Below are 19,969 nucleotides of genomic sequence, written 5' to 3'. Positions count from 1 at the left end.
TTGTATTTTTTCTTGGTGTATGTTAGTAATTACTACCATGAGAGATACGAAAGGAAAAATTCTTAAAGCTGCATTAAAGCTTTTTTCCCAGAAGGGATATCTTGGAACAACTACAAAGGAAATAGCAAAGGAAGCAAATGTTGCAGAAGTGACTCTTTTCAGGTATTTTATTTCAAAAGAAAAGCTTTTTATAGAAGTGCTTGAAAGTCAATCGTTCCTGCCCACACTTAAAGACCTTCTTCCAAGATTGAAAAATATGGAGTATAAAGAAGCCCTGCAGACTATTGCCAAGTATTATTTTGATTTGCTAAAAAAAAAGAGAGACCTTATATGTATAATGCATACAGAAATTTTTCAATATCCTGCTGAAATAAGAGCAATCCACAGCAAAATGATTCATGAAGTTTATCTTGTTTTTGCTTCTTATTTGGATGAGCTTAAAAATAATGGAATAATAAGAAAAGATTTAAACACCATATATGCCTCTCTTGCATACTTTGGAATGCTCTTTAATCTTTTCATTAAAAAAGAGATTTTCAGGAAAAAAATAGATTCAAAAAAAGCCTTACAAACTTACATTGAGATATTTTACGAAGGAACTAGGAGGAATGAATGAAATTTAAAATATTACTTTTTTTGTTATTTTTTATTTTTTCTGAGCAGGCATTTGCAGAGCAAAATTTAACAATTTCAGATGTTTTCTCCCTTGCTCTTAAAAAAGCTGAAAAAGTAAGAATTGCTGAAGAAAATATAACAATCTCAAAGGAAGGAAAATACAAAGCTCTGGCAGGGCTTCTTCCCACTTTAACAGCTTCTGGCAAATATACTGATTACAGTAAAGAAAAGCTTGTGAACAATCAGATAATTCAACCTGACAAAAGCTTTTTATGGGCAGTGAGCATAGAAGAAAAGCTTTCTCTTGGAGGTAAAGAATTTACAAATTATTCAATCTCAAAGGATGCTTTTACAAAAACAGAATTTGAAGTGAATTCATTTAAAGAGCAGTATCTTCTCAGGGTTGCTACTGACCTTTATAACTATCTCAAAGCAAAAAGAGCAGTGGAGATTGCTGAAAGTAATGTTCAGAGATTAAAAAAACACAGAGACGCAGCAAAGATTAGGCTCAAGGTTGGAGAAGTTACAAAAACTGACCTTTTAAGAGCAGAGGCTGAGCTCAGTGGAGCAGAAGCTGATTTAATATCAGCAAAAAATAACCTGAAAGTGGCAAAAGCTGTTTTAGCAAGAGATGCAGGAATTGAAGGAGATTTTGAAATACTGGAGGGAAAGCTCAATGATCCTTATTTAAACCTTAATGTTCAGCATGTTAAAGCTCTGGCAAAAGAATTAAGACCAGAGATTAAAGCTGCTTTAATTTCAAAGGAAATAGCTAAAAAAAATGTAAACTATGTAATTGGCTCCTTTTTTCCTTATTTAAGTCTTTCTGCTACCTATCAAAAACTTAACCAGACTCCCTCAAATCAAATGACAAATAAAGAATCAACCTATGCCATTGCCTCAATTAACTTTCCAATATTTGAAGGAGGACTAAGAAGAGCAGAACTTTCAGAAGCTAAAGCAAAACTAAAACAGGCTGAGCTTCAGTATGAAGATACAGTTAAGGAAGTTTTTATAGATGTTGAAGCAGCTTATCATGATTACATAACCCAAAGAGATACGATTAAATCTCTTCAGGATGAAGTAACATACGCAAGAGATAACTTTAACTCTGTATTCAAGCAATATCAATTTGGGCTTGCTTCAAGCCTTGATGTAACTGATGCAAATACATTTCTTGTAACTGCTGAGAAAAAGCTTATGGAAGCCCAGTATAACTATCAGCTTGCTATACTTAGGCTTAGACAGGCAACTGGAACATTGCTTAAAGCATTTGCCAGTAATGAACTCGTTGTTCAGGGGGTAAATAAGTGAGCTTTAAAGGCTTAAGGGAGAAATTCAAAAATTCAAAAAAGATTAAAATTGCTTTACTGATTGTTCTTGCTGTGGGCGTTTTGATTTTTATGGCAAAAGAAATTTATTACTACATTGTTTACGAAAGCACAGATGATGCGTATGTTGAAGGAACAATAGTGCCAATCTCTCCTCAGGTTTCAGGAAAAGTTGTAAAAGTTTATGTTGACTATAACCAGAGAGTCAAAAAAGGAGAGCCTCTTGTTGAGATAGAACCAGATGATTATTTAGCAGATGTAAGAGCGAAAAAAGAAAATGTAAATACATTGTCTAATCAGTTAAAAGAACTAAGCTCTCAGTTAAATGAAGCAATGGCAAAACTTAAGACAATGCAAGCCAATCTTCAGGCAGCCCAGGCACAGAGAGAGCTTGCTGAAAAAGAGTTTCAAAGAATCAAAGGCCTTTATGAGGAAGACCTTGTTTCAAAAAGCAGATTTGATTCTCAACAAGCAGCCCTGAAAGTAGCAATTGCACAGGAGAAAGCTGCAGAAAGTCAAATAAAAGAAGTTAGATCCTTAATAAATACCCTTACAGTAAAATTAAAAACCCAGCAGTATCAAATAGGAAAAGCTCAGGAAGAACTGAAAATTGCTGAAATAAACTTAAAAAGAACTTTGATTGTTTCTCCAAGAGATGGAAGAGTAGCAAAAAAATCAGTTGAGGCAGGACAATATGTTCGTCCAGGACAACTTATTATGGCAATTGTTGATGAACAGGATATATGGATAGGTGCTAATTTTAAGGAAACTCAAATAGAAAAAATGAGAGTTGGGCAGCCTGTTAAAATCAGGGTAGATGCCTATCCTGGCAGGGTTTTTAAAGGTCATGTTGCAAGTTTTCAACCTGGCACAGGTGCTGTTTTTAGCCTTTTCCCACCTGAAAATGCTACTGGAAACTTCGTAAAAGTTGTTCAAAGAATTCCAGTGAGAATAATAATTGACACCCCCTTTGATCCGAATTATCCTCTCTGGCCAGGCATGTCAGTAATTCCATATGTGGATGTTACAGTTAATACAGGAGCAAAGTTGAAAGATGTTATAGGAAAGCAATGAAATTAAGAACAGGATTTTTCTTAATTGTACTATTGACTTTGCAATCTTTAGCCTATGGCATTGACTCTTTAGAGTCCACCAATAAGCCTGTTTATACTCTTACAGATTGCATTAATATAGCATTAAAAAAAAATCCTGAGATCCTTGCATCTAAGGCTAATGTTAATAAAAGTTTTTTTAAGATTGGACAAGCCCGTTCTGGTTATTTTCCTCAAATAGATTTATCTTTAGGATATCAAAGAAGTTATCAAGAGGATAGAATCCCAAGGGAATACTCAAAAGAATACTCAGCCCAGCTTGGTCTTACTCAAACTATTTTTGACTTTGGGAAAACTTCTAAGCAGATACAGGTACAAAAGCAGCTGTATAAAGCAACACAGTGGCAGGATAAAGACACTGTTTTACAAACAATTTATAATGTTAAAGAAGCTTATTACAGCGTGCTCAAGGCAAAAAAACAGAAGGAAACAGCCAAGGAAGTGCTCAAGCAGGCTCAAAAACATCTTCAGCTTGCAAAAGGATTTTATGATGTAGGACTTAAGCCAAAAATTGAAGTAACAAAGGCAGAGGTTGAAGTAAGCAATGCAAAACTTAATTTGATTACAGCTGAAAAACAACTTACTCAAGCAATTTTAAATCTGAAAGTAGCAATGGGAGCAGTAGATATGCCAGAGTTTGACATTAAAGAAGAAGATTATGCAATAAGAAAACTTGATGAAAATGAGGCAATCAAAATAGCCATTGAAACAAACCCTCAACTTCAGGCAATAAGATTTAATAGGAAAGCGTCAATTTCAACAGAAGAACTGGTAAAAAAAGAATACTTTCCTGTATTTACAGCTTCAGCAAATTATGGATATGTTAATGAAGATTTTCCTCTTAATAAACAATGGAGTTTGTTTTTCAAAATGAGTCTTCCTCTTTTCAGTGGATGGTCAACAAAATATAAACTTTCTGAAGCAAGGGCAGATACAGAATATTATTCTTACAAAGAAATCTCCTTGATCCAGCAAATAACATCACAAATAAAAAATCTCTTTGCCCAGTTAAAAGAAGCTTCCCAAAAAATAGAAACTCTTAACCTAACATTAAAACAATCAAAGGAAAATCTTGATCTTGCAATGGCAAGATATGAGGTTGGAATTGGAAGTTCTATAGAAGTTGTTGATGCCATAGTTCTTTATGAACAGACAAACACTCAATACTGGCAGGCAATTTATGACTACAATGTAACATATGCACAAATCCAAAGATATGTAGGATGGGTAGAATGAAAGGAAAGAAAAAAATAGCATTGGTTTCCTTAGGATTTTTAATTATCATTTCAGGCGTTTTAATCATTCTTTTTTCAGGATCAAAGAAAACAGAATTTAAAACAGTTAAAGCTCAAAGAGGAGATATTATTCAGACAGTAACTGCAACAGGAAATGTAAATCCAGTAACAACAATTCTTGTTGGAACAAGGGTCTCTGGAACAATTATAGCCCTTTATGCTGATTATAACTCCATAGTTAAAAAAGGGCAGCTTATTGCTCAGATTGATCCAACTCCTTTTGAAAATGATCTAAAACAGGCTGAAGCAGACCTTTACAATGCAAAAGCAAATCTTTTAAAAGCTGAAGTTACACTAAAAGATGCTCAGAGAACCTTCAAAAGAAAGCAAGAGCTTTTTAAGCGTGACCTTATTGCTCGTAGTGAGCTTGATGATGCGGAGACAGCATACAATACTGCAAAAGCTCAATATGAAATTGCTCTGGCACAGGTTAAAAAAGCTCTGGCAGGAGTAAAACAGGCAAAAACAAATCTTGGATATACAAGAATAGTTTCACCGGTCAATGGTATTGTTATTGCAAAAAATGTTGAAGTTGGTCAGACAGTGGCTGCAACCTTTCAAACTCCAACACTTTTTACAATAGCTCCAGATCTCACAAAAATGCAGGTTGATACAAATGTAGATGAAGCAGATATATCAAAAATAAAAAAGGGAATGGAAGCAACCTTTACAGTAGATGCCTATCCTGACAAAAAATTTAAAGGAACTGTAGCTCAAATAAGACTTTCTCCAACAATTACTCAAAATGTTGTAACCTATGATGTTGTAATAGCAGTTGATAACTCTCATCTGCTTCTTAAGCCAGGTATGACTGCAAATGTTACTTTTGTTACTGAAGAAAAAAAGAATGTTCTTAAAATTCCAAATGCTGCTTTAAGATTTAGAATGCCAAACACTCCTCCATCAAAACAACAGGCAGTATGGGTTTTAAGAGGAGGCAAACCTGTAAAAGTTAAGATAAAAACAGGAATAGGAGATGGTGAATGGACTGAAATTGTGGAAGGAGATATAAAAGAAGGTGAAGAAATTATCGTAGAAATTCAAAGTGGTAAGAAAACTTCTTCTACTTCTACAGGACATCCTCCACCGCGCTTTTAAACCCGGGACAACACAAGATATGTCAATTATAAGAGTTGAAAATATAACAAAAATTTATAAAATTGGACAGCAGGAATTGATTGTTCTTAACGGAATTTCTGTTACAATTGAAAAAGGAGAATTTGTTTGCATTATGGGGCCAAGTGGATCAGGAAAATCAACATTTATGAACATTATTGGATGTCTTGACACCCCAACAACTGGAAAATGCTATCTTGAAGGAATAGATGTTTCAACAATGGATGTAAACGAACTTGCTGAAATAAGAAATAAAAAAATAGGCTTTGTTTTTCAACAATTTAATCTTCTTGCAAGAGCTACTGCCTTGGAGAATGTTGAACTTCCTCTTATTTATGCAGGAATTCCTGCAAAAGAAAGAAAACAAAGAGCACTTGAGAGTCTTTCCTGGGTTGGACTTAAAGATAGAGCAAATCATTATCCAAGACAGCTAAGTGGTGGACAACAACAGAGAGTTGCAATTGCCCGGGCACTTGTAAACAATCCATCAATAATACTGGCTGATGAACCAACTGGAAATCTTGATTCCAGAGCAAGCATGGAAATAATGGAAATTTTTAAAAAACTTAATGAAGAGCAAGGACTTACAACAATTATTGTTACTCATGAGCCAGACATTGCAGCCTTTGGAAAAAGACAAATACGCTTCCTTGATGGCAAAATAGTAAGTGATACAGCATCATGATAGCTCTTTCATCAATAATTAACATTGCAGTGCGCTCTCTCATAGCGAATGCTATGCGCTCTTTCCTTGCTATACTGGGAATTATCATAGGTGTTGGTGCTGTTGTAACAATGATTGCAATTGGTCAAGGTGCAAGTGAAAAAATCTCTGCTCAGATATCAAGCATAGGAAGTAATCTAATTCTAATTCTTCCTGGAGCAACAACTCAGGGTGGCATAAGAATGGGAATGGGAACACAGCAAACACTTACTATGGCAGATGCTGAGGCAATATCAAAAGAATGTTCTCATATCTGTCAGGTAGCTCCTGTAATATCAGGAACAGCACAGGTAGTCTTTGGAAATCAAAACTGGTCAACAGCTGTGCTTGGTGTAACTCCTGAGATGGCTGCTGTGAGAGAGTGGGAAATTGTCTTGGGAAGATTTTTAACAGAACAGGATGTAAGAAATGGAACAAAAGTAGCTGTAATAGGCCAAACAGTGGCTGAAAAGCTTTTTGGAAACCTTGAACCTATCGGCAAATTAATAAGAATAAAAAAAATACCCTTTGAAGTTGTAGGAGTTCTTGGCAAAAAAGGACAATCCCTCACAGGACAGGATCAAGATGACATAATATATGTTCCGATTACAACAGCTCAAAGAACGCTTTATGGTAATGTTTTACCTGGCAGAGTGAGATTAATTTATGCAAAAGCTCAATCCCTGGAGTCAATTCCTCAGGCAACAGAGGAGATTAAATCACTTTTAAGACAGAGACACAGAATTGCACAGGGTCAGGAAGATGATTTTACAGTAATGGACTTAACACAAATGCTAAAAACTGCTGAAGAATCAACAAAAACCATGTCAATTCTTCTTGGTGCCATTGCCTCTGTATCTTTAGTTGTGGGTGGAATAGGAATTATGAACATTATGCTTGTTTCAGTTACGGAAAGAACAAGGGAAATTGGAATAAGAATGGCAGTAGGAGCAAAGCCAAAGGACATAAGAATGCAGTTCCTTATTGAATCTGTTTTTTTAACAATGGTAGGTGGAATTTTTGGACTTTTCCTGGGGATTGCAGGCTCTTTAATTGTATCCCATCTTATGCAATGGCCAATAATTATTTCACCTTTTTCAGCTTTTATAGCTTTTTCTTTTTCAGCCTTTGTAGGTATATTTTTTGGATTTTATCCTGCTTACAAAGCCTCAATGCTAAATCCCATTGATGCACTGAGATATGAGTAATCTGTTATAATAAAAAAGTTGAAACTGGAGAGGTGGCCGAGTGGTTTAAGGCGGCGGTCTTGAAAACCGCTGTAGGGTATAACCCTACCGGGGGTTCGAATCCCTCCCTCTCCGTTAACATTTTCAAGGCTGCTCAATTCCGTGAAATTTAATTTTTTCCCATAGAGCCTTTCTGCTGATTCCAAGTTTTTTTGCTGCTTCAGTTTTTTTCCATCCGCATTCTTGTAGGGTTTTTATTATCAAATTTCTTTCAAAGTTTTCAAGACATTCTTTAAGGGAAAAATTACTTATAAAACACTGTTTTTGAAATGATCCCATTGGTGAGAATTCTTCTGGAAGATGTTTAATATCAATTACTCCATCCTTTGAAAGAAGAACAGCTCTCTCAATGGCATGTTTCAGTTCTCTCACATTTCCGGGATAATCATAACTCAGTAAAGCCTCATAGGCTGACGGAGATATAGTGATATTTTGCTTGCTGTATTTTTCTGAGAAAATTTTCAGAAAATGTTCAATAAGCGCTGAAATATCCTCTTTCCTTTCCCTTAAAGGTGGTATTACGATGGGGATAACATTTATTCTGTAAAAAAGGTCTTCTCTGAATTTTTCAGCTTTTATCAATTCTTTAAGATTCTTGCTTGTTGCATAGATGCATCTTACATTAATCTTTACAGGGTTCTTACCTCCAAGAGGATATACAGTTCCATCTTCAATAACCCTTAAAAGTTTTGCCTGTAGCGGTATCGGCATATCGCCAATCTCATCAAAAAATATTGTGCCTTCATTTGCCAGTTCAAACTTGCCTTTTTTTGTTTCAGTTGCTCCAGTAAAAGCTCCTTTTTCATATCCAAAAAGCTCTGATTCAAAAAGACTCTCAGGAATAGCAGCACAGTTTATTTTGATATAGGGTTTGTCTTTTCTTAAACTTCTTCTCTGGATTGCATCTGCTATAAGTTCTTTGCCTGTTCCGCTTTCACCCTGAATTAAAACAGACACATCAGTTTTTGCCACTGCATCAATTTTATCAAGAATTTCTTTCATAGCAGGACTTACACAAACTATTTCTTCAAATCCTTCTTTTCTTTTAACAATCTCTGTAAGATGTTTTACTTTTTTTTCCAGATCACGAAATTTTAAAAATCTTTCTATTACCAAAAAAAGCTCTTCATTTGTAAATGGCTTAGCAATATAATCAAAAGCACCATCTTTTATTGCCTGAACAGCAGTTTTTATTTCAGCAAAAGCGGTTATTATTATTACTCCGGTTTGGGAAGACTTATTTTTTATATGTTTAAGCAAAGAAAGACCATCAACTCCTGGAAGTTTAAGATCAACTATGGCAATGTCAAATCTCTCTGAATCAAGTATAGCAAGAGCTTTTCTACCATCTTCGCAGGATTTTACTTCATATCCACAGGACTTAAGAAAATAAGTCATTCCAAGATTCATTGCTGGATCGTCTTCTACTATGAGAATTTTCTCTTTCATCTTACTGGAAGCTCTACTGTAAAAGTAGTTCCCTTGGGAGAAGTTTCAACCAGGATTCGTCCATTGTGTTGCTCTACAATAGATTTACTTACTGAGAGTCCAAGTCCTGTTCCCTCTCCAACAGGTTTTGTTGTAAAAAATGGATCAAAAATTTTTGGAAAAATTTCAACAGGAATTCCGGGACCTGTATCAGTAAAAGAAATATAGCAGTTGTTATTTTCTAAATAGGTTTCTATTGTTAATGTTCCTTCTTTACCATCCATTGCCTGAATTGCATTAAGAACAATATTTAAAAATACCTGTTCTATTTTATTTGAATCAACCATGATTTCCGGGACATCTGGCGAAAGCTTTTTTATAACTTTTATTCCGTTTTTTGATATTAAATACTCAGTTAATTTTAAAACATTTTCCACAAGAGTATTTACAGAAACCACAGAAATTACAAGCTCGCTCTGCTTTGAAAAATCAAGGAGTTGTTTTATTATTTCCTGAATCTTTATAAGCCCCTGATTTATCACCTCAATGTGTCTTTTTTTTGTTTCTTCATCCATATGAGTGCTCACCAAATTATTTAAACAAAGTCTGATTCCTCCAAGAGGATTATTGATTTCATGAGCTAATCCTGCTGAAAGCTGCCCTATTGCTGCGAGTTTTTCAGTAATTCTCATCTGTTCTTCAATTTTTCTTTTCTCAGTAATGTCTTTAACATAATGAACTACTTTTATTACATTTCCTTTATCATCAAAAATTGGATAAAGATGAATGAAATAATGCCTTCCATCATCACCTTCCCAGTATTCGGAAAAAGGTTTTTTCGTATCTATTACCTTCTTAAGAAAGTGAACACAGCAGAATTTATCTGGATCAAATCTTTCAGAATCACATTTTCCATTGAATACAGCAGCTCTTCCTTCTATCATCCATGTTCTGTAAGCATAATTTGTCATTTCCACTGTACAATCAGGATTAACAAGTGCAAGTGGGTCTGTTATACCCTCAAATATTGTCTGAAGAGTTTCTGCATATTTTTTAGTAACTTCCTGAGCTTCATACAAATATTTTGCCATTTGATTAAAAGAAAAGATTAACTCACCAATTTCATCCTTTGTTTTTGCCTCAATAGTTTGATTAAGAGGTTCTGTTCCATTTACTATTCCTCTGAATAAGGAACTCAATCTTTTCAAAGGCTTAATTACAAAACTCCAGAAAGCACCTTGAAGTGCAACAAAAAGGAAGATTAAAGAAACCACACCAAATAGAAATGTAGAGATGGCAACACCTTTTATCTCACCCAATGTAGAAGCAATTGGAAGAGATACTGACTCAACTCCCATTATTTCTCCTTCTTTCCATGTGAAATCCTTAGAACGAGGAAAGATTTTAAGTAAAGCTTTGGGTGCGTTTTTAACCCTTCCATGACAGATTAAACATCCCTTTTCAACTATAATAGGTTTTGCCATTATAAGAATTTCCTGCCCCTCTGATTTTACAATCCCGCTCCATGATTCATTTTTTGGATTTTTTTTGAAATACTCAATCAATTTAACATGCAGTGCATCAGCTTTATGTTCTGGATTTATTGGATCTAAAGAAACTCTCTTATATATATAATTTCCTATTTTGTTATTAAATCTTTTCATTACGCTTAATCTTACATGGGTTGTTGACATTCCTTCAACTATAAATTCATCTTTTTTCCCTGTTTCATGAAGAAGCTTAAAAATTGCAGGTCTTAGCTCTTCTTTGACATAATTGCCAAGTGCATCAATCTGAGTAATAATAATTCTTGTTTTCTCATTTGCATCTTCTATTACCTTTTGTTTAAGGTGATAATAAATAAGAAAAGAAAAAATTACACAGAAAGCAAAAATTATCAAACTTATTGAAAGAGTAAATTTTGTATTCAGTGAAAGATTTTTAAGTTTCATTAATTTAAATTTTAATAGAGTTTACACAATATTGCAAATTTCATGAAATTGCAGATAAGATTAAATTTTCTCTCAAAATATTTCATAATAAATTTATGATGTATCTACGCCCCTTTGATCCGTGGAAGAGTGAGCTTTGCACATGTCCAGCAAAGTATTCATTTAATCCATATACAGGATGTTCCCACGGATGCCTTTACTGTTATGCTTCTTCATACATAAAAGATTTTTTCCATTTAAGAGAAAAAAAGAATCTAATTGAAAGCCTTAAAAGGGAAATAAAAAAAATCCCTGAAAACTCCCTAATTTCATTATGTAATACCTCAGATCCTTATCCGCCAGTAGAAAAAATTAAAAAAATTACCAGAAAATGTCTTGAAATTTTTAAACAACACCATATGAGAGTTATCATCATAACAAAAAGTGATATAGTTTTAAGGGACATGGATTTACTAAGAGAGACATCATGTGTAACATTTACTATAACCACTTTCAAATATTACAAAAAACTTGAGCCAAATGCTCCTTCATCATTTGATAGATTTAAAGCAATTGAAAGATTAAGTAAAGAAGGTATTCCTGTTGGTTTGAGACTTGATCCGATTATTCCATTGCTTAATGAAGATGAAGTGGAAATAATTTTAAAGGAAGCAAAAAACTGTGGGGTAAGACATGTTACTGCAAGCACATTTAAACCAAGATGGGATAGCTGGAAGAGAGTCTCCAGAGTTTTTCCTGAAATAGCTGAAAAAATTGAAAGCCTTTACTTCAGAGATGGAACTAAGATTTCAAACTCCCTGTATCTTCCAGAATCCTTAAGAAAAAACTTGATGATTAAAGTAAAAAAAATTTGTGATTCTCTTTCTTTAACATTTTCTTCCTGTAGAGAAGGCTTCCTTGAGCTCAGCAATGCTCCAAGCTGTGATGGAAGTCATCTCATTCAGGAGAAAAGTTTTTCTCCAGCACAGGTATCCACTGTTTTTTAAAATCCTGAAATCTTCCCTCAGCTATAGCCTCTCTCATTTTTTCAAAGAATCTGCAGTAAAAATAAAGATTATGAATAGTATTAAGCCTCATTGAAAGAATTTCTCTACACATGTAAAGATGCCTTAAGAAAGCCTTTGTATAGTTTCTACATGTATAACAGTCACAGTCTGGATCAAGGGGAGAGTTGTCTTCTTTAAACTCACTTCTCTTAATGCTTATCCTTCCCTGAGATGTAAAAAGTGTTCCATTTCTTGCATTTCTTGTTGGTATCACACAGTCAAACATATCAATCCCATGCTCAACTGCATGAAGAACATCCATCAAATCGCCAACTCCCATCAAATAACGAGGTTTTTCTTCAGGCATTAAATGTGCAATGTTTTTTATCACTCTATACATGTCTTCCTTGGGTTCTCCTACACTTAAGCCTCCAAGAGCATATCCATCAAAGTCTATTTTCACAATTCCCTCCATTGCCTTTTGCCTTAGCTCCTCATAAATGCCACCCTGAATAATACCAAAAAGTGCTTGATCATTACGGTGTTTTTCAAAATAATCTTTACATCTTTTTGCCCAATCTTCTGTGAGTTTGAGAGATTTTTTTACATATTCCTTTTCTGCTGGATAGGGAACACACTCATCTAAAACCATCATTATGTCTGAACCCAGAGCAAGCTGAATCTCTATTGCCTTTTCAGGAGTTATAAAATGAAGGGACCCATCAATGTGAGAGCGAAATTCAACTCCTTGAGGTGTTATCTTTCTTAAAGATGCGAGGCTATAAATCTGAAATCCACCACTATCAGTAAGAATTGGTCCATGCCAATTAATGAATTTGTGAATTCCTCCAAGTTTTTTAATTATTTCATGTCCTGGTCTTAAGTAAAGATGATAAGTATTCGAGAGTATTATTTCATAACCGATTTCCCGGATCTCCTCAGGAGTCATTGCTTTAACTGTTCCATTTGTTCCCACAGGCATGAATACAGGTGTATTAATAATTCCTCTTTTGGTTTCAATTATTGCATTACGGGCAAATCCATCTTTTTTGAGAATTTTGAATTGCATTTAAATATTTTAATAAACCCTCTTAATCATTTTCCGAACATGCTTTTTTATTTATGAAGCTGTATAATAAACAAAAAACTAAATCATGAATCTCTGTCTTTTTAAATAATCTTTAATCTCCTCGCCTTCACTTTCAAAGCCTCTTTTGCCCATTGCACCATAGGTAAGCCTTTTGCCGAGCTCAACCCCTGGCTGATTAAAAGGATTTATTTCATAAAGAAGTCCTGTCATAGCAGTTACAATCTGAAGAAATTGAAAAATCTGACCTATGCTATAAGGGTTAATTTTGGGAAGAATTATTTTAAGATTTGGCTTTTTATTCATTGTTAAAGCCATCTCTGTGGCAAGCTGCTCTGTATTCATAAGCTCTTCAAGTGTATGTCCTCCAAGAAATCTCAATCCTTCTATGTCATGAAATTCCTCTGGAATCTCCTCCTGACAGTCATGCCTTTCAACTGAAATAAAGACAATCACTTTATCTTCAGGTCCTTCCATCCACAGCTGAAGCTGAGAATGCTGATCAGTTGTTCCTAAAGATGGATAGGGAGTTGTGCCTTTACCTTCTTTCCCAAGACTTTCTGCCCAGAGTTGACAGAACCACTCAGACAGGGTTTTGAGCCTGTCTGAATAAGGAAGAAAAACCACGATTTTTCTCCCTTTAACTCTATCCATCAGATATAAAGATGAAGCAGCAACTGCCATTGGATTTTCCTTTAGATTTTCACTGAAGGCTTTTTCTGAAATTTCTTTAGCAGCTTCAAGCATCTCTTCACTTTTTATTCCCAAGACTTCAGCAAGAAAAACTCCTACAGGAGATAAAACCGAGTATCTTCCCACAACATTTTTAGGAATTGAAAGGCAGGGAATTTCATATTCCTCAGCAAGCCTTTTTAAATTTCCCTTTTCTGGATCTGTAGTAAATACAAAATGCTCTTTTACATCAAGTCTTTTGTCTCTTATCATTCTCCAGAAAATTAAAAAAGATGCTAAAGTTTCTGAAGTAGCTCCAGATTTTGATATTACATTAATGAGTGTTTTCTTTAAATCAATAACTTCAATAATGTTTTTGAATGTTACAGGATCAACGTTGTCATATATAAAAACCTTTGGTTTTTTCTTGAGATTATGCATAGGGCTTAAAGCTTCAAGAATAACTTTTGGACCAAGAGCGCTTCCACCAATACCAAGAAGAACAAAGTATTCATAATCTCTTGCTTTTTTAGCAAGTTCTTTAACTTTGGATAAATCCTGTCTGTATAACTCTATGAAATCAAGCTCTTTATAAGGTCTTGATGAAATTAAAGATATTGCCTTCCTGGCATTAATTTCAATTTCATTAATAGAAATTCCACCTTCTCCTATTTCTTCGGATAAAATATTAGAAAAATCCAATTTTATCATCTTTGCTTATCCTTTTTTTGAAAAGTAGGCAATCACTGTAATTATTACTACACTAAGAATAACAATAATAGCAAGAACTTTGGTAATTTTAAATGCCATCATTACAAGAATAGCCAGGGCGATTAAAAGATAAATTCTCCAGCTCAAATATTCTGCCTCCTTGAATGCAAAAGAGCCTGCCTTGATGAAATAATTAAAACTACAGCAAATCCTGCCAATAATCCATAAACATTAAAAAGTCCGTACCTTGCAATAATCATAAGAAATATAAAGATTAAGCCCAATTTGATATAACTTAATCCAATTACAGCCATCTGAAACATTGGTTTGCCAAAAAATTTTTTTACAGCCCATGAAAGCTCTTTAAGGCTAAGCCAGCTTGTTAGCCCTCCAATCATTATATTTAAAGCTATTATTTTATCCCATAGTATCCAGCTTAAAAAAGCAAAAATTGGAAGTAAAATCAAAACTTCCCTACTTATTTTCTTTATTACTTCCTTGTCCACTGACCTTTTCCACCTTTTTAATGTATTTAAATATTTCTTTAACTCCTGCAACAAATCCAGCCATTAAAAAAATTATAGAAAACAAAGGAAAACTATGAGTTAAATAATAATCAATCAAATAACCAATACCTGCACCAATTAAAACACATAATACAAAATTAATTCCTAAGGCTGATGCCTCTATAAAGGTTTTAAAAAATGATCTTTTTTCTTCCACTACCAACCCTCACATTCTGATAATACAAATTCCTTTAAAGAAGTTGCAACTTCTTTGTAAAATTCAGTCTTTGCTTTCTCATATAAAGCATCACAGAATAAAGGAATCCATTCACAAAGTCTTTTTAAAAATTCAATCTGTAAGTCCTTAAGATTTTGCTCTATAAGATAACTCATGAAAAGAAGCTCCATAGAGATGTGATCTGCTGGAAGGTCTATTTCTTCATCAATTGCAACGCCTGCATTCCAGTAAAAATGCTGGACATCTTTGAATTCAAAATTTACAGGGTTATCTTTATAAAGCTCCTCAAGATAATATCCTTCATAATTTGCAACTGCAGCCTCAACAAACAAAGCAATGTAGTCATTGCATATTTCTTCATATGTATCATTAATTTTGATTTCAGCGAATTCTTCAAATTCTTCAATATGTTCAATCTGAGGAATATGCATGAAAAGATAAGCAAAAAGTCTATAGGTTTCAGCTCGTTCCTGGTCTTCAAGAGATAAAAAATTCATAACTCTTTAAAGGTTTCATAAGCAGCTTTTACAGTTTTTTCTATATCTTTTTCAGTATGGGCAAGTGAGATAAATCCAGCCTCAAACTGAGATGGTGCAATATAAACTCTTCGCTTAAGCATTCCCCAGAAAAATTTTTTAAAGGCTTCAGTATCAGAAGTCTTCGCAGTCTGAGCATCAATCACTTCTTTCTCAGTAAAATAGGTGCAAAACATTGTTCCTGCCCTGTAAAATTTAACTTTTACGCCTGCTTGTTTAGCAGCATCTTTTAGTCCTCTTTCAAGAGACTGCATTGTCTTTTCAAGCTTTTTATAAGTGGAAGTCCTTGAAAGAACCTTTAATGTCTCAATTCCTGCAGTGACTGCAAGAGGATTTCCTGAAAGTGTTCCAGCTTGATAAACTCCTCCTTCAGGTGCAACAAGGCTCATTATCTCTTTTCTGCCTCCATAAGCACCAACAGGAAGTCCTCCTCCAATAACCTTACCAAGACAGGTTAAATCAGGTTTTACTCTATAATACTGCTGTGCTCCACCAAAGGCAACTCTAAATCCTGTCATAACTTCATCAAAAATCAAAACAATTCCGTATTTTTCTGTTTCTTCCCTTAAAGTTTTTAAAAACTCTTCCTTTGGCAGAATGCATCCCATGTTTCCAACAACAGGCTCAACAATTACACAGGCAATTTCTTTCCAGTGTTGTTTCAGGGTATTTTTAAATGCTTCTGTATCATTGAAAGGCAAAATTATTGTTTCTGAAATATATGATTGAGGCACTCCGAGGCTGTCTGGAATTCCAAAAGTTGCTCCTCCTGAACCAGCTGAAACCAGAAGCCCATCCACATGACCATGATAGCATCCTTCAAACTTTACAACTTTATTTCTTTTTGTAAAGCCTCTCGCAACTCTTATTGCAGACATAGTTGCCTCTGTGCCAGAGTTAACCATACGAATTTTTTCTATTGAAGGAAAAGCTTTTTTTACCAGAGTTGCAAGCTCAATCTCAAGAGAGGTTGGTGCTCCATAGCTTGTTCCTTTTTCAACTGCTTTTTTAAGAGCCTTTACAACTGCCGGATAGGCATGACCAAGAATTAGAGGACCCCATGAAAGAACATAATCTATGTATTCATTTCCGTCCACATCATAGATTTTTGAACCCTTTGCCTTTGCTATAAATAATGGATTGCCTCCAACTGCTCTGAATGCTCTTACAGGGCTGTTTACTCCACCTGGCATGACTGCTAATGCTTTTTTATAAAGTTTCTTAGATTTTCTTGTCTTCATAATCTCCTCCAGCTTTCTTTATTTCAATAAAATATCAGAAAAGGTAACAAAATCTCAATATTATGGTATAATTTTAACATGTCTAAAAAAGCACTTGTTATAGATGACAATGACCTTGTAAGAGAAACTCTGAAAGCAATGCTTGAATTTCTGGGGTTTGAAGTTGCTGTTAGTGAAAATGGTGAAGAAGCCTTAGAAAAATTCAAATCCTCTGAAAAAGCTTTTGATGTTGTCTTTGTTGACCTTGTTATGCCAGGAATCTCAGGGAAAACACTGCTACAAAAACTCATAGAGATTGACCCTCAGGTGAAAGCCATAATATCAAGCGGATACTCCAATGATCCAGCAATTGCTGACTATGAAAAATTAGGATTTAAAGGCATTCTCAACAAACCCTATACAATAGATGAACTTAAGGAGGCTCTTAAGAAACTAAATCTCCTCTGATGCTGGAATATATATTCTGAAAGTTGTTCCAATTCCCACTTTACTTTCAACTTTTATTTTACCTTCCATCTTTTCTACTATGCTCTTTACAATACTCAATCCAAGCCCTTTGCCTTCCTTTTTCATTGTGAAAAAGGGATCAAAAATTTTGTCTATGTATTCTTCAGGAATTCCAGGACCTGAATCAGTGATTGTTACACAAACATAGTTTCCTTTTTTTAAATCTTTTTCTTCATGATTGATTAAATTTTGCAGGCTTATTTTAATTGTGCCTGTATCCTTCATAGCCTGCCTTGAATTCATTAGAATATTTTGAAATACTCTGTAAAGCTGTGCACTATCAGCATAAACAGGCAATAAAGAAGGCTCTGATTCAATAGTAAAATTAATTTTCGTGCCATTTAAAACAAATGTAGCTGCATTTTTAGCAATAGCTTCAATATTTAGTCTTTCTTTTTTTGAAATTAAATCAGGGCTTAAATCTTTAAGTTGCTCTATAATTATGTTCATTATCCTTGTTGCTTCAAGCATTTTCTGTATAATGTCTTTCTTATTTTCTGAGTTTTCAAGCTCTTTAAGCAGGGAAAGATTTCCTGTAAGAACCATAAGATAATTACTAAAATCATGCACAATTCCTGCTGATATCTTTGTAATTACATCCATCCTTGCAAGCTTCTTTGAAACCTCTTGCCTCTGAATTATTTCAGTGGCATCCTTTATTGTTATTACATCGCCAAATTTAACTCCCTTTATCAATATAGGATTCTCCTCATAAATCACTGGAATCTTCTTTACATTCACACTTAAAATTTTAAATTCCGGATTTTCATGTTCTTTCAAGCTTAATACCTCTGTCACATGTTTCCCCAACACCTCTTCAGAAGCATCTAAAATTCTTATAGCCTCTTTATTCATGTATTTTATTTTGCCTGAAGCATCAGTATAAATTATTCCTATGTCAATCGCATCAAAGGCAATTCTTTTTTCTTCAGCTTCCTCAGCGAGGCGGAGGAATATGCTTCTTATTCTCTCAAAGTTTCTTATAGCAAAGGAATGAGAAATAAAAGCAAGAATAATCAAGACAATGTAAAAAATGTTTTTATATTGCTCATAGATGAAAAGATTTAAAAAACTTGCAAGAAACCAGTCTTTAACAATCTCATGTTTGACAATCTGCCATTTCTGTCCGTTAAAGTCTTCAAAGATATTATCATCAATCTGTTTAAATCCTGAAGGCAAAAGCGTGTCATTACCAAAAATTTTCTCTTCATAAACTCTTTTAAGCTCCTCTTGTGATACATTAAAGAGCAATCTATTTATCAGCTCTGGTTTTCCTATCAAAACACCACCTGAAGAATGCATTAAAAAGGCATTCTCCATGTTAATCTGTTTTTTAAAATTCTCACCTATATAAAACTGAAAAACAAGCACGCCTGTAATACTGCCTTTATTATAGACTGGATAGGAAATCCTTATATCATCTCTTTTTGAATAAACACCCCTTGCGATAAAAACTGATAGATTTCCATTGATTGATTCTTTAAAATATCTCCTAAAGCTCGCATCTTTATTAATCATTTGTTCTCTATATTCAGCAGAGCAGGCTCTTATAATTCCTTCTTTATCGGCAAACCATATGACCGCTGTATTAAGGGTTTGATTGAGATAGGAAAGATACTTATCAAGCTGTTTGGGTCCTTTTTTAATTGACATTTTAAAATCCTCGGAAGAGGCAACAACTTTTATGAAATTGCTCAAGGAATCTATTTTGTTTTTAACTTCAACAGAAAGCCTCTTTAAGGTTAATTGTTTATGATAGACATCAATGTTTTTTGTATTTTCAATAAATCTCAGAGAGAAATAAAATAAGACGGAAAAGACAAAAATAAAAATAGAAATGTAAAGAAGAAAGGTTTTATATTTTTCTTCGTAAAGAAAAATTACTCTGAAACACAGACTGAGGAAAACAGACATTGTTGCAACAATATTAAAAACTGTTAAATTTGTAATAAGATAAAGAGAAAGGAAAATGGAGTAAATGCCGAAGAAAACAAAAGGCAGAATCGTTCCTTTTCTTATAATTGAAGGAACAACATCAGATGGCTTTGATGTTAAAAATTTCTCTTTATAGTATATATGAAAATAAGAAATACTTGTAAAAAGAAGCCCTGAAAAGGCAAAAACCTCATTTTTCTGAAATATGAAAAATAGAAAAAGAATTATGGGTAGCAAAAGATAATAAAAATTGAAATTCAGTATTCTTCTGTATCCGTAAAAAAGAACTGTTCCGATTATAATAATGTTTAAACCAACCAGAAGGGGGTAAAAATTGCTTAAATAGTCTTTGAAAAGAACTAAGAGATTTAATACGAAATTAAAAAAAATAACAGCCAAAACATATTCAATAACTCTTTTATCAGTTTGAGGCTCTATTTTACTCCGCCAGGACAAAACATAGTAAAAAACAATTGAATGAAATAGAAGAAAAGCAACTCTTAAAAAATTAGATAAATCATCAAAAAATTGAGCATTCATTTTATCACTTCATCAAATAGGGAAATTACTTTATCAGTAAGGCTGAGATTTATATCTCTTGCCCTTTTTAAATTGATAACTTTCACATATTTGTCAGCATCTTCTACTTCTATATCTTTAATTTTACCGGTTTTTAATACATGAGAAGCCATCTGACCTGCTCTGTATCCCATTTGATAAAAATCAACAGAAAATCCACCAAAAAAGCCAA

General features: G+C 33.9%; 20 protein-coding genes and 1 tRNA gene. 10 read left to right on the top strand and 11 right to left on the bottom strand.

The genetic code is table 11. From position 1 onward, the window contains the following. Positions 1-19: 19 nt before the first annotated feature. The 8 genes from ACP5O9_RS04705 (at position 20) to ACP5O9_RS04670 (ending at position 7,494) form a co-directional block, all read left to right on the top strand. Positions 20-616 (top strand): TetR/AcrR family transcriptional regulator, encoded by a 597-nt coding sequence (locus tag ACP5O9_RS04705; protein ID WP_353686151.1) that lies wholly within the window; start codon positions 20-22, stop codon positions 614-616. Then, positions 613-1,929: a TolC family protein gene (locus ACP5O9_RS04700; RefSeq protein ID WP_428723526.1), complete on the top strand. Its 1,317-nt coding sequence runs from the start codon at positions 613-615 to the stop codon at positions 1,927-1,929. The genes ACP5O9_RS04705 and ACP5O9_RS04700 overlap by 4 nt, the downstream gene beginning before the upstream one ends. Then, entirely contained in the window at positions 1,926-3,020 is a 1,095-nt protein-coding gene (locus tag ACP5O9_RS04695; protein ID WP_424904997.1) for an HlyD family secretion protein, read from the top strand. The genes ACP5O9_RS04700 and ACP5O9_RS04695 overlap by 4 nt, the downstream gene beginning before the upstream one ends. Further along, complete coding sequence (locus tag ACP5O9_RS04690) at positions 3,017-4,294, top strand: TolC family protein (RefSeq protein ID WP_353686154.1); 1,278 nt, start codon at positions 3,017-3,019, stop codon at positions 4,292-4,294. The genes ACP5O9_RS04695 and ACP5O9_RS04690 overlap by 4 nt, the downstream gene beginning before the upstream one ends. Next, positions 4,291-5,451 carry an efflux RND transporter periplasmic adaptor subunit gene (locus tag ACP5O9_RS04685; protein WP_353686155.1) on the top strand — a complete coding sequence of 387 codons (1,161 nt, stop codon included), beginning with the start codon at positions 4,291-4,293 and terminating at the stop codon, positions 5,449-5,451. Before ACP5O9_RS04690 ends, ACP5O9_RS04685 begins: the two co-directional genes overlap by 4 nt. A gap of 19 nt (positions 5,452-5,470) precedes the next feature. Further along, positions 5,471-6,154, top strand: coding sequence for an ABC transporter ATP-binding protein (locus ACP5O9_RS04680; protein WP_428723525.1), 684 nt, complete (start codon positions 5,471-5,473; stop codon positions 6,152-6,154). Continuing rightward, entirely contained in the window at positions 6,151-7,380 is a 1,230-nt protein-coding gene (locus tag ACP5O9_RS04675) for an ABC transporter permease (protein ID WP_424904999.1), read from the top strand. The genes ACP5O9_RS04680 and ACP5O9_RS04675 overlap by 4 nt, the downstream gene beginning before the upstream one ends. 26 nt (positions 7,381-7,406) lie before the next feature. After that, positions 7,407-7,494, top strand: a tRNA-Ser gene (locus ACP5O9_RS04670). A gap of 9 nt (positions 7,495-7,503) precedes the next feature. Here the strand turns inward: ACP5O9_RS04670 and ACP5O9_RS04665 are convergent. Further along, positions 7,504-8,868 carry a sigma-54-dependent transcriptional regulator gene (locus ACP5O9_RS04665; protein WP_353686158.1) on the bottom strand — a complete coding sequence of 455 codons (1,365 nt, stop codon included), beginning with the start codon at positions 8,866-8,868 and terminating at the stop codon, positions 7,504-7,506. Beyond that, the gene (locus ACP5O9_RS04660; RefSeq protein WP_424905000.1) at positions 8,865-10,799 is read right to left on the bottom strand and encodes a c-type heme family protein; all 1,935 of its coding nucleotides are present in this window, start codon (positions 10,797-10,799) and stop codon (positions 8,865-8,867) included. The genes ACP5O9_RS04665 and ACP5O9_RS04660 overlap by 4 nt, the downstream gene beginning before the upstream one ends. 95 nt (positions 10,800-10,894) lie before the next feature. On the opposite strand from ACP5O9_RS04660, the gene ACP5O9_RS04655 reads away from it, so the two are divergent. Then, a complete protein-coding gene (locus ACP5O9_RS04655) occupies positions 10,895-11,785 on the top strand; it encodes an SPL family radical SAM protein (protein WP_424905001.1) in 891 nt (296 codons plus the stop codon). Here ACP5O9_RS04655 and tgt read toward each other — a convergent pair. From tgt to hemL, 7 genes are all read right to left on the bottom strand, one after another. Beyond that, positions 11,736-12,854, bottom strand: a complete 1,119-nt coding sequence (gene tgt, locus ACP5O9_RS04650; protein ID WP_353686161.1) for a tRNA guanosine(34) transglycosylase Tgt — start codon at positions 12,852-12,854, stop codon at positions 11,736-11,738. The two genes, ACP5O9_RS04655 and tgt, sit on opposite strands and share 50 nt — an antisense overlap. A 78-nt stretch (positions 12,855-12,932) precedes the next feature. Next, positions 12,933-14,255, bottom strand: a complete 1,323-nt coding sequence (locus ACP5O9_RS04645) for a glucose-6-phosphate isomerase (protein WP_353686162.1) — start codon at positions 14,253-14,255, stop codon at positions 12,933-12,935. 6 nt (positions 14,256-14,261) lie between these two features. Next, positions 14,262-14,402, bottom strand: coding sequence for a hypothetical protein (locus ACP5O9_RS04640; protein ID WP_353686163.1), 141 nt, complete (start codon positions 14,400-14,402; stop codon positions 14,262-14,264). After that, on the bottom strand, positions 14,399-14,761 hold the full coding sequence (locus tag ACP5O9_RS04635; RefSeq protein WP_353686164.1) for an ATP synthase subunit I: 363 nt from the start codon (positions 14,759-14,761) through the stop codon (positions 14,399-14,401). Before ACP5O9_RS04635 ends, ACP5O9_RS04640 begins: the two co-directional genes overlap by 4 nt. Beyond that, entirely contained in the window at positions 14,730-14,978 is a 249-nt protein-coding gene (locus ACP5O9_RS04630; protein ID WP_353686165.1) for an AtpZ/AtpI family protein, read from the bottom strand. Before ACP5O9_RS04630 ends, ACP5O9_RS04635 begins: the two co-directional genes overlap by 32 nt. Continuing rightward, entirely contained in the window at positions 14,978-15,496 is a 519-nt protein-coding gene (locus ACP5O9_RS04625) for a TorD/DmsD family molecular chaperone (RefSeq protein ID WP_353686166.1), read from the bottom strand. The genes ACP5O9_RS04630 and ACP5O9_RS04625 overlap by 1 nt, the downstream gene beginning before the upstream one ends. Beyond that, positions 15,493-16,776 carry a glutamate-1-semialdehyde 2,1-aminomutase gene (gene hemL, locus ACP5O9_RS04620; RefSeq protein WP_424905004.1) on the bottom strand — a complete coding sequence of 428 codons (1,284 nt, stop codon included), beginning with the start codon at positions 16,774-16,776 and terminating at the stop codon, positions 15,493-15,495. Before hemL ends, ACP5O9_RS04625 begins: the two co-directional genes overlap by 4 nt. A gap of 78 nt (positions 16,777-16,854) precedes the next feature. Between hemL and ACP5O9_RS04615 the strand changes: the two genes are divergently transcribed. After that, positions 16,855-17,223 carry a response regulator gene (locus tag ACP5O9_RS04615; protein ID WP_424905005.1) on the top strand — a complete coding sequence of 123 codons (369 nt, stop codon included), beginning with the start codon at positions 16,855-16,857 and terminating at the stop codon, positions 17,221-17,223. Here the strand turns inward: ACP5O9_RS04615 and ACP5O9_RS04610 are convergent. Both ACP5O9_RS04610 and ACP5O9_RS04605 read right to left on the bottom strand, forming a co-directional pair. Then, positions 17,209-19,758: an ATP-binding protein gene (locus tag ACP5O9_RS04610; protein WP_428723524.1), complete on the bottom strand. Its 2,550-nt coding sequence runs from the start codon at positions 19,756-19,758 to the stop codon at positions 17,209-17,211. The two genes, ACP5O9_RS04615 and ACP5O9_RS04610, sit on opposite strands and share 15 nt — an antisense overlap. After that, positions 19,755-19,969: ABC transporter substrate binding protein (locus ACP5O9_RS04605; protein ID WP_428723523.1), on the bottom strand; the 215-nt coding region annotated here is incomplete at its 5' end. The genes ACP5O9_RS04610 and ACP5O9_RS04605, both read right to left, overlap by 4 nt.

It is taken from the genome of Thermodesulfovibrio sp. (assembly GCF_049969575.1).
Taxonomy (GTDB): Bacteria; Nitrospirota; Thermodesulfovibrionia; order Thermodesulfovibrionales; family Thermodesulfovibrionaceae; genus Thermodesulfovibrio; species Thermodesulfovibrio obliviosus.
This window is presented reverse-complemented; position numbering and strand designations above follow the sequence as displayed.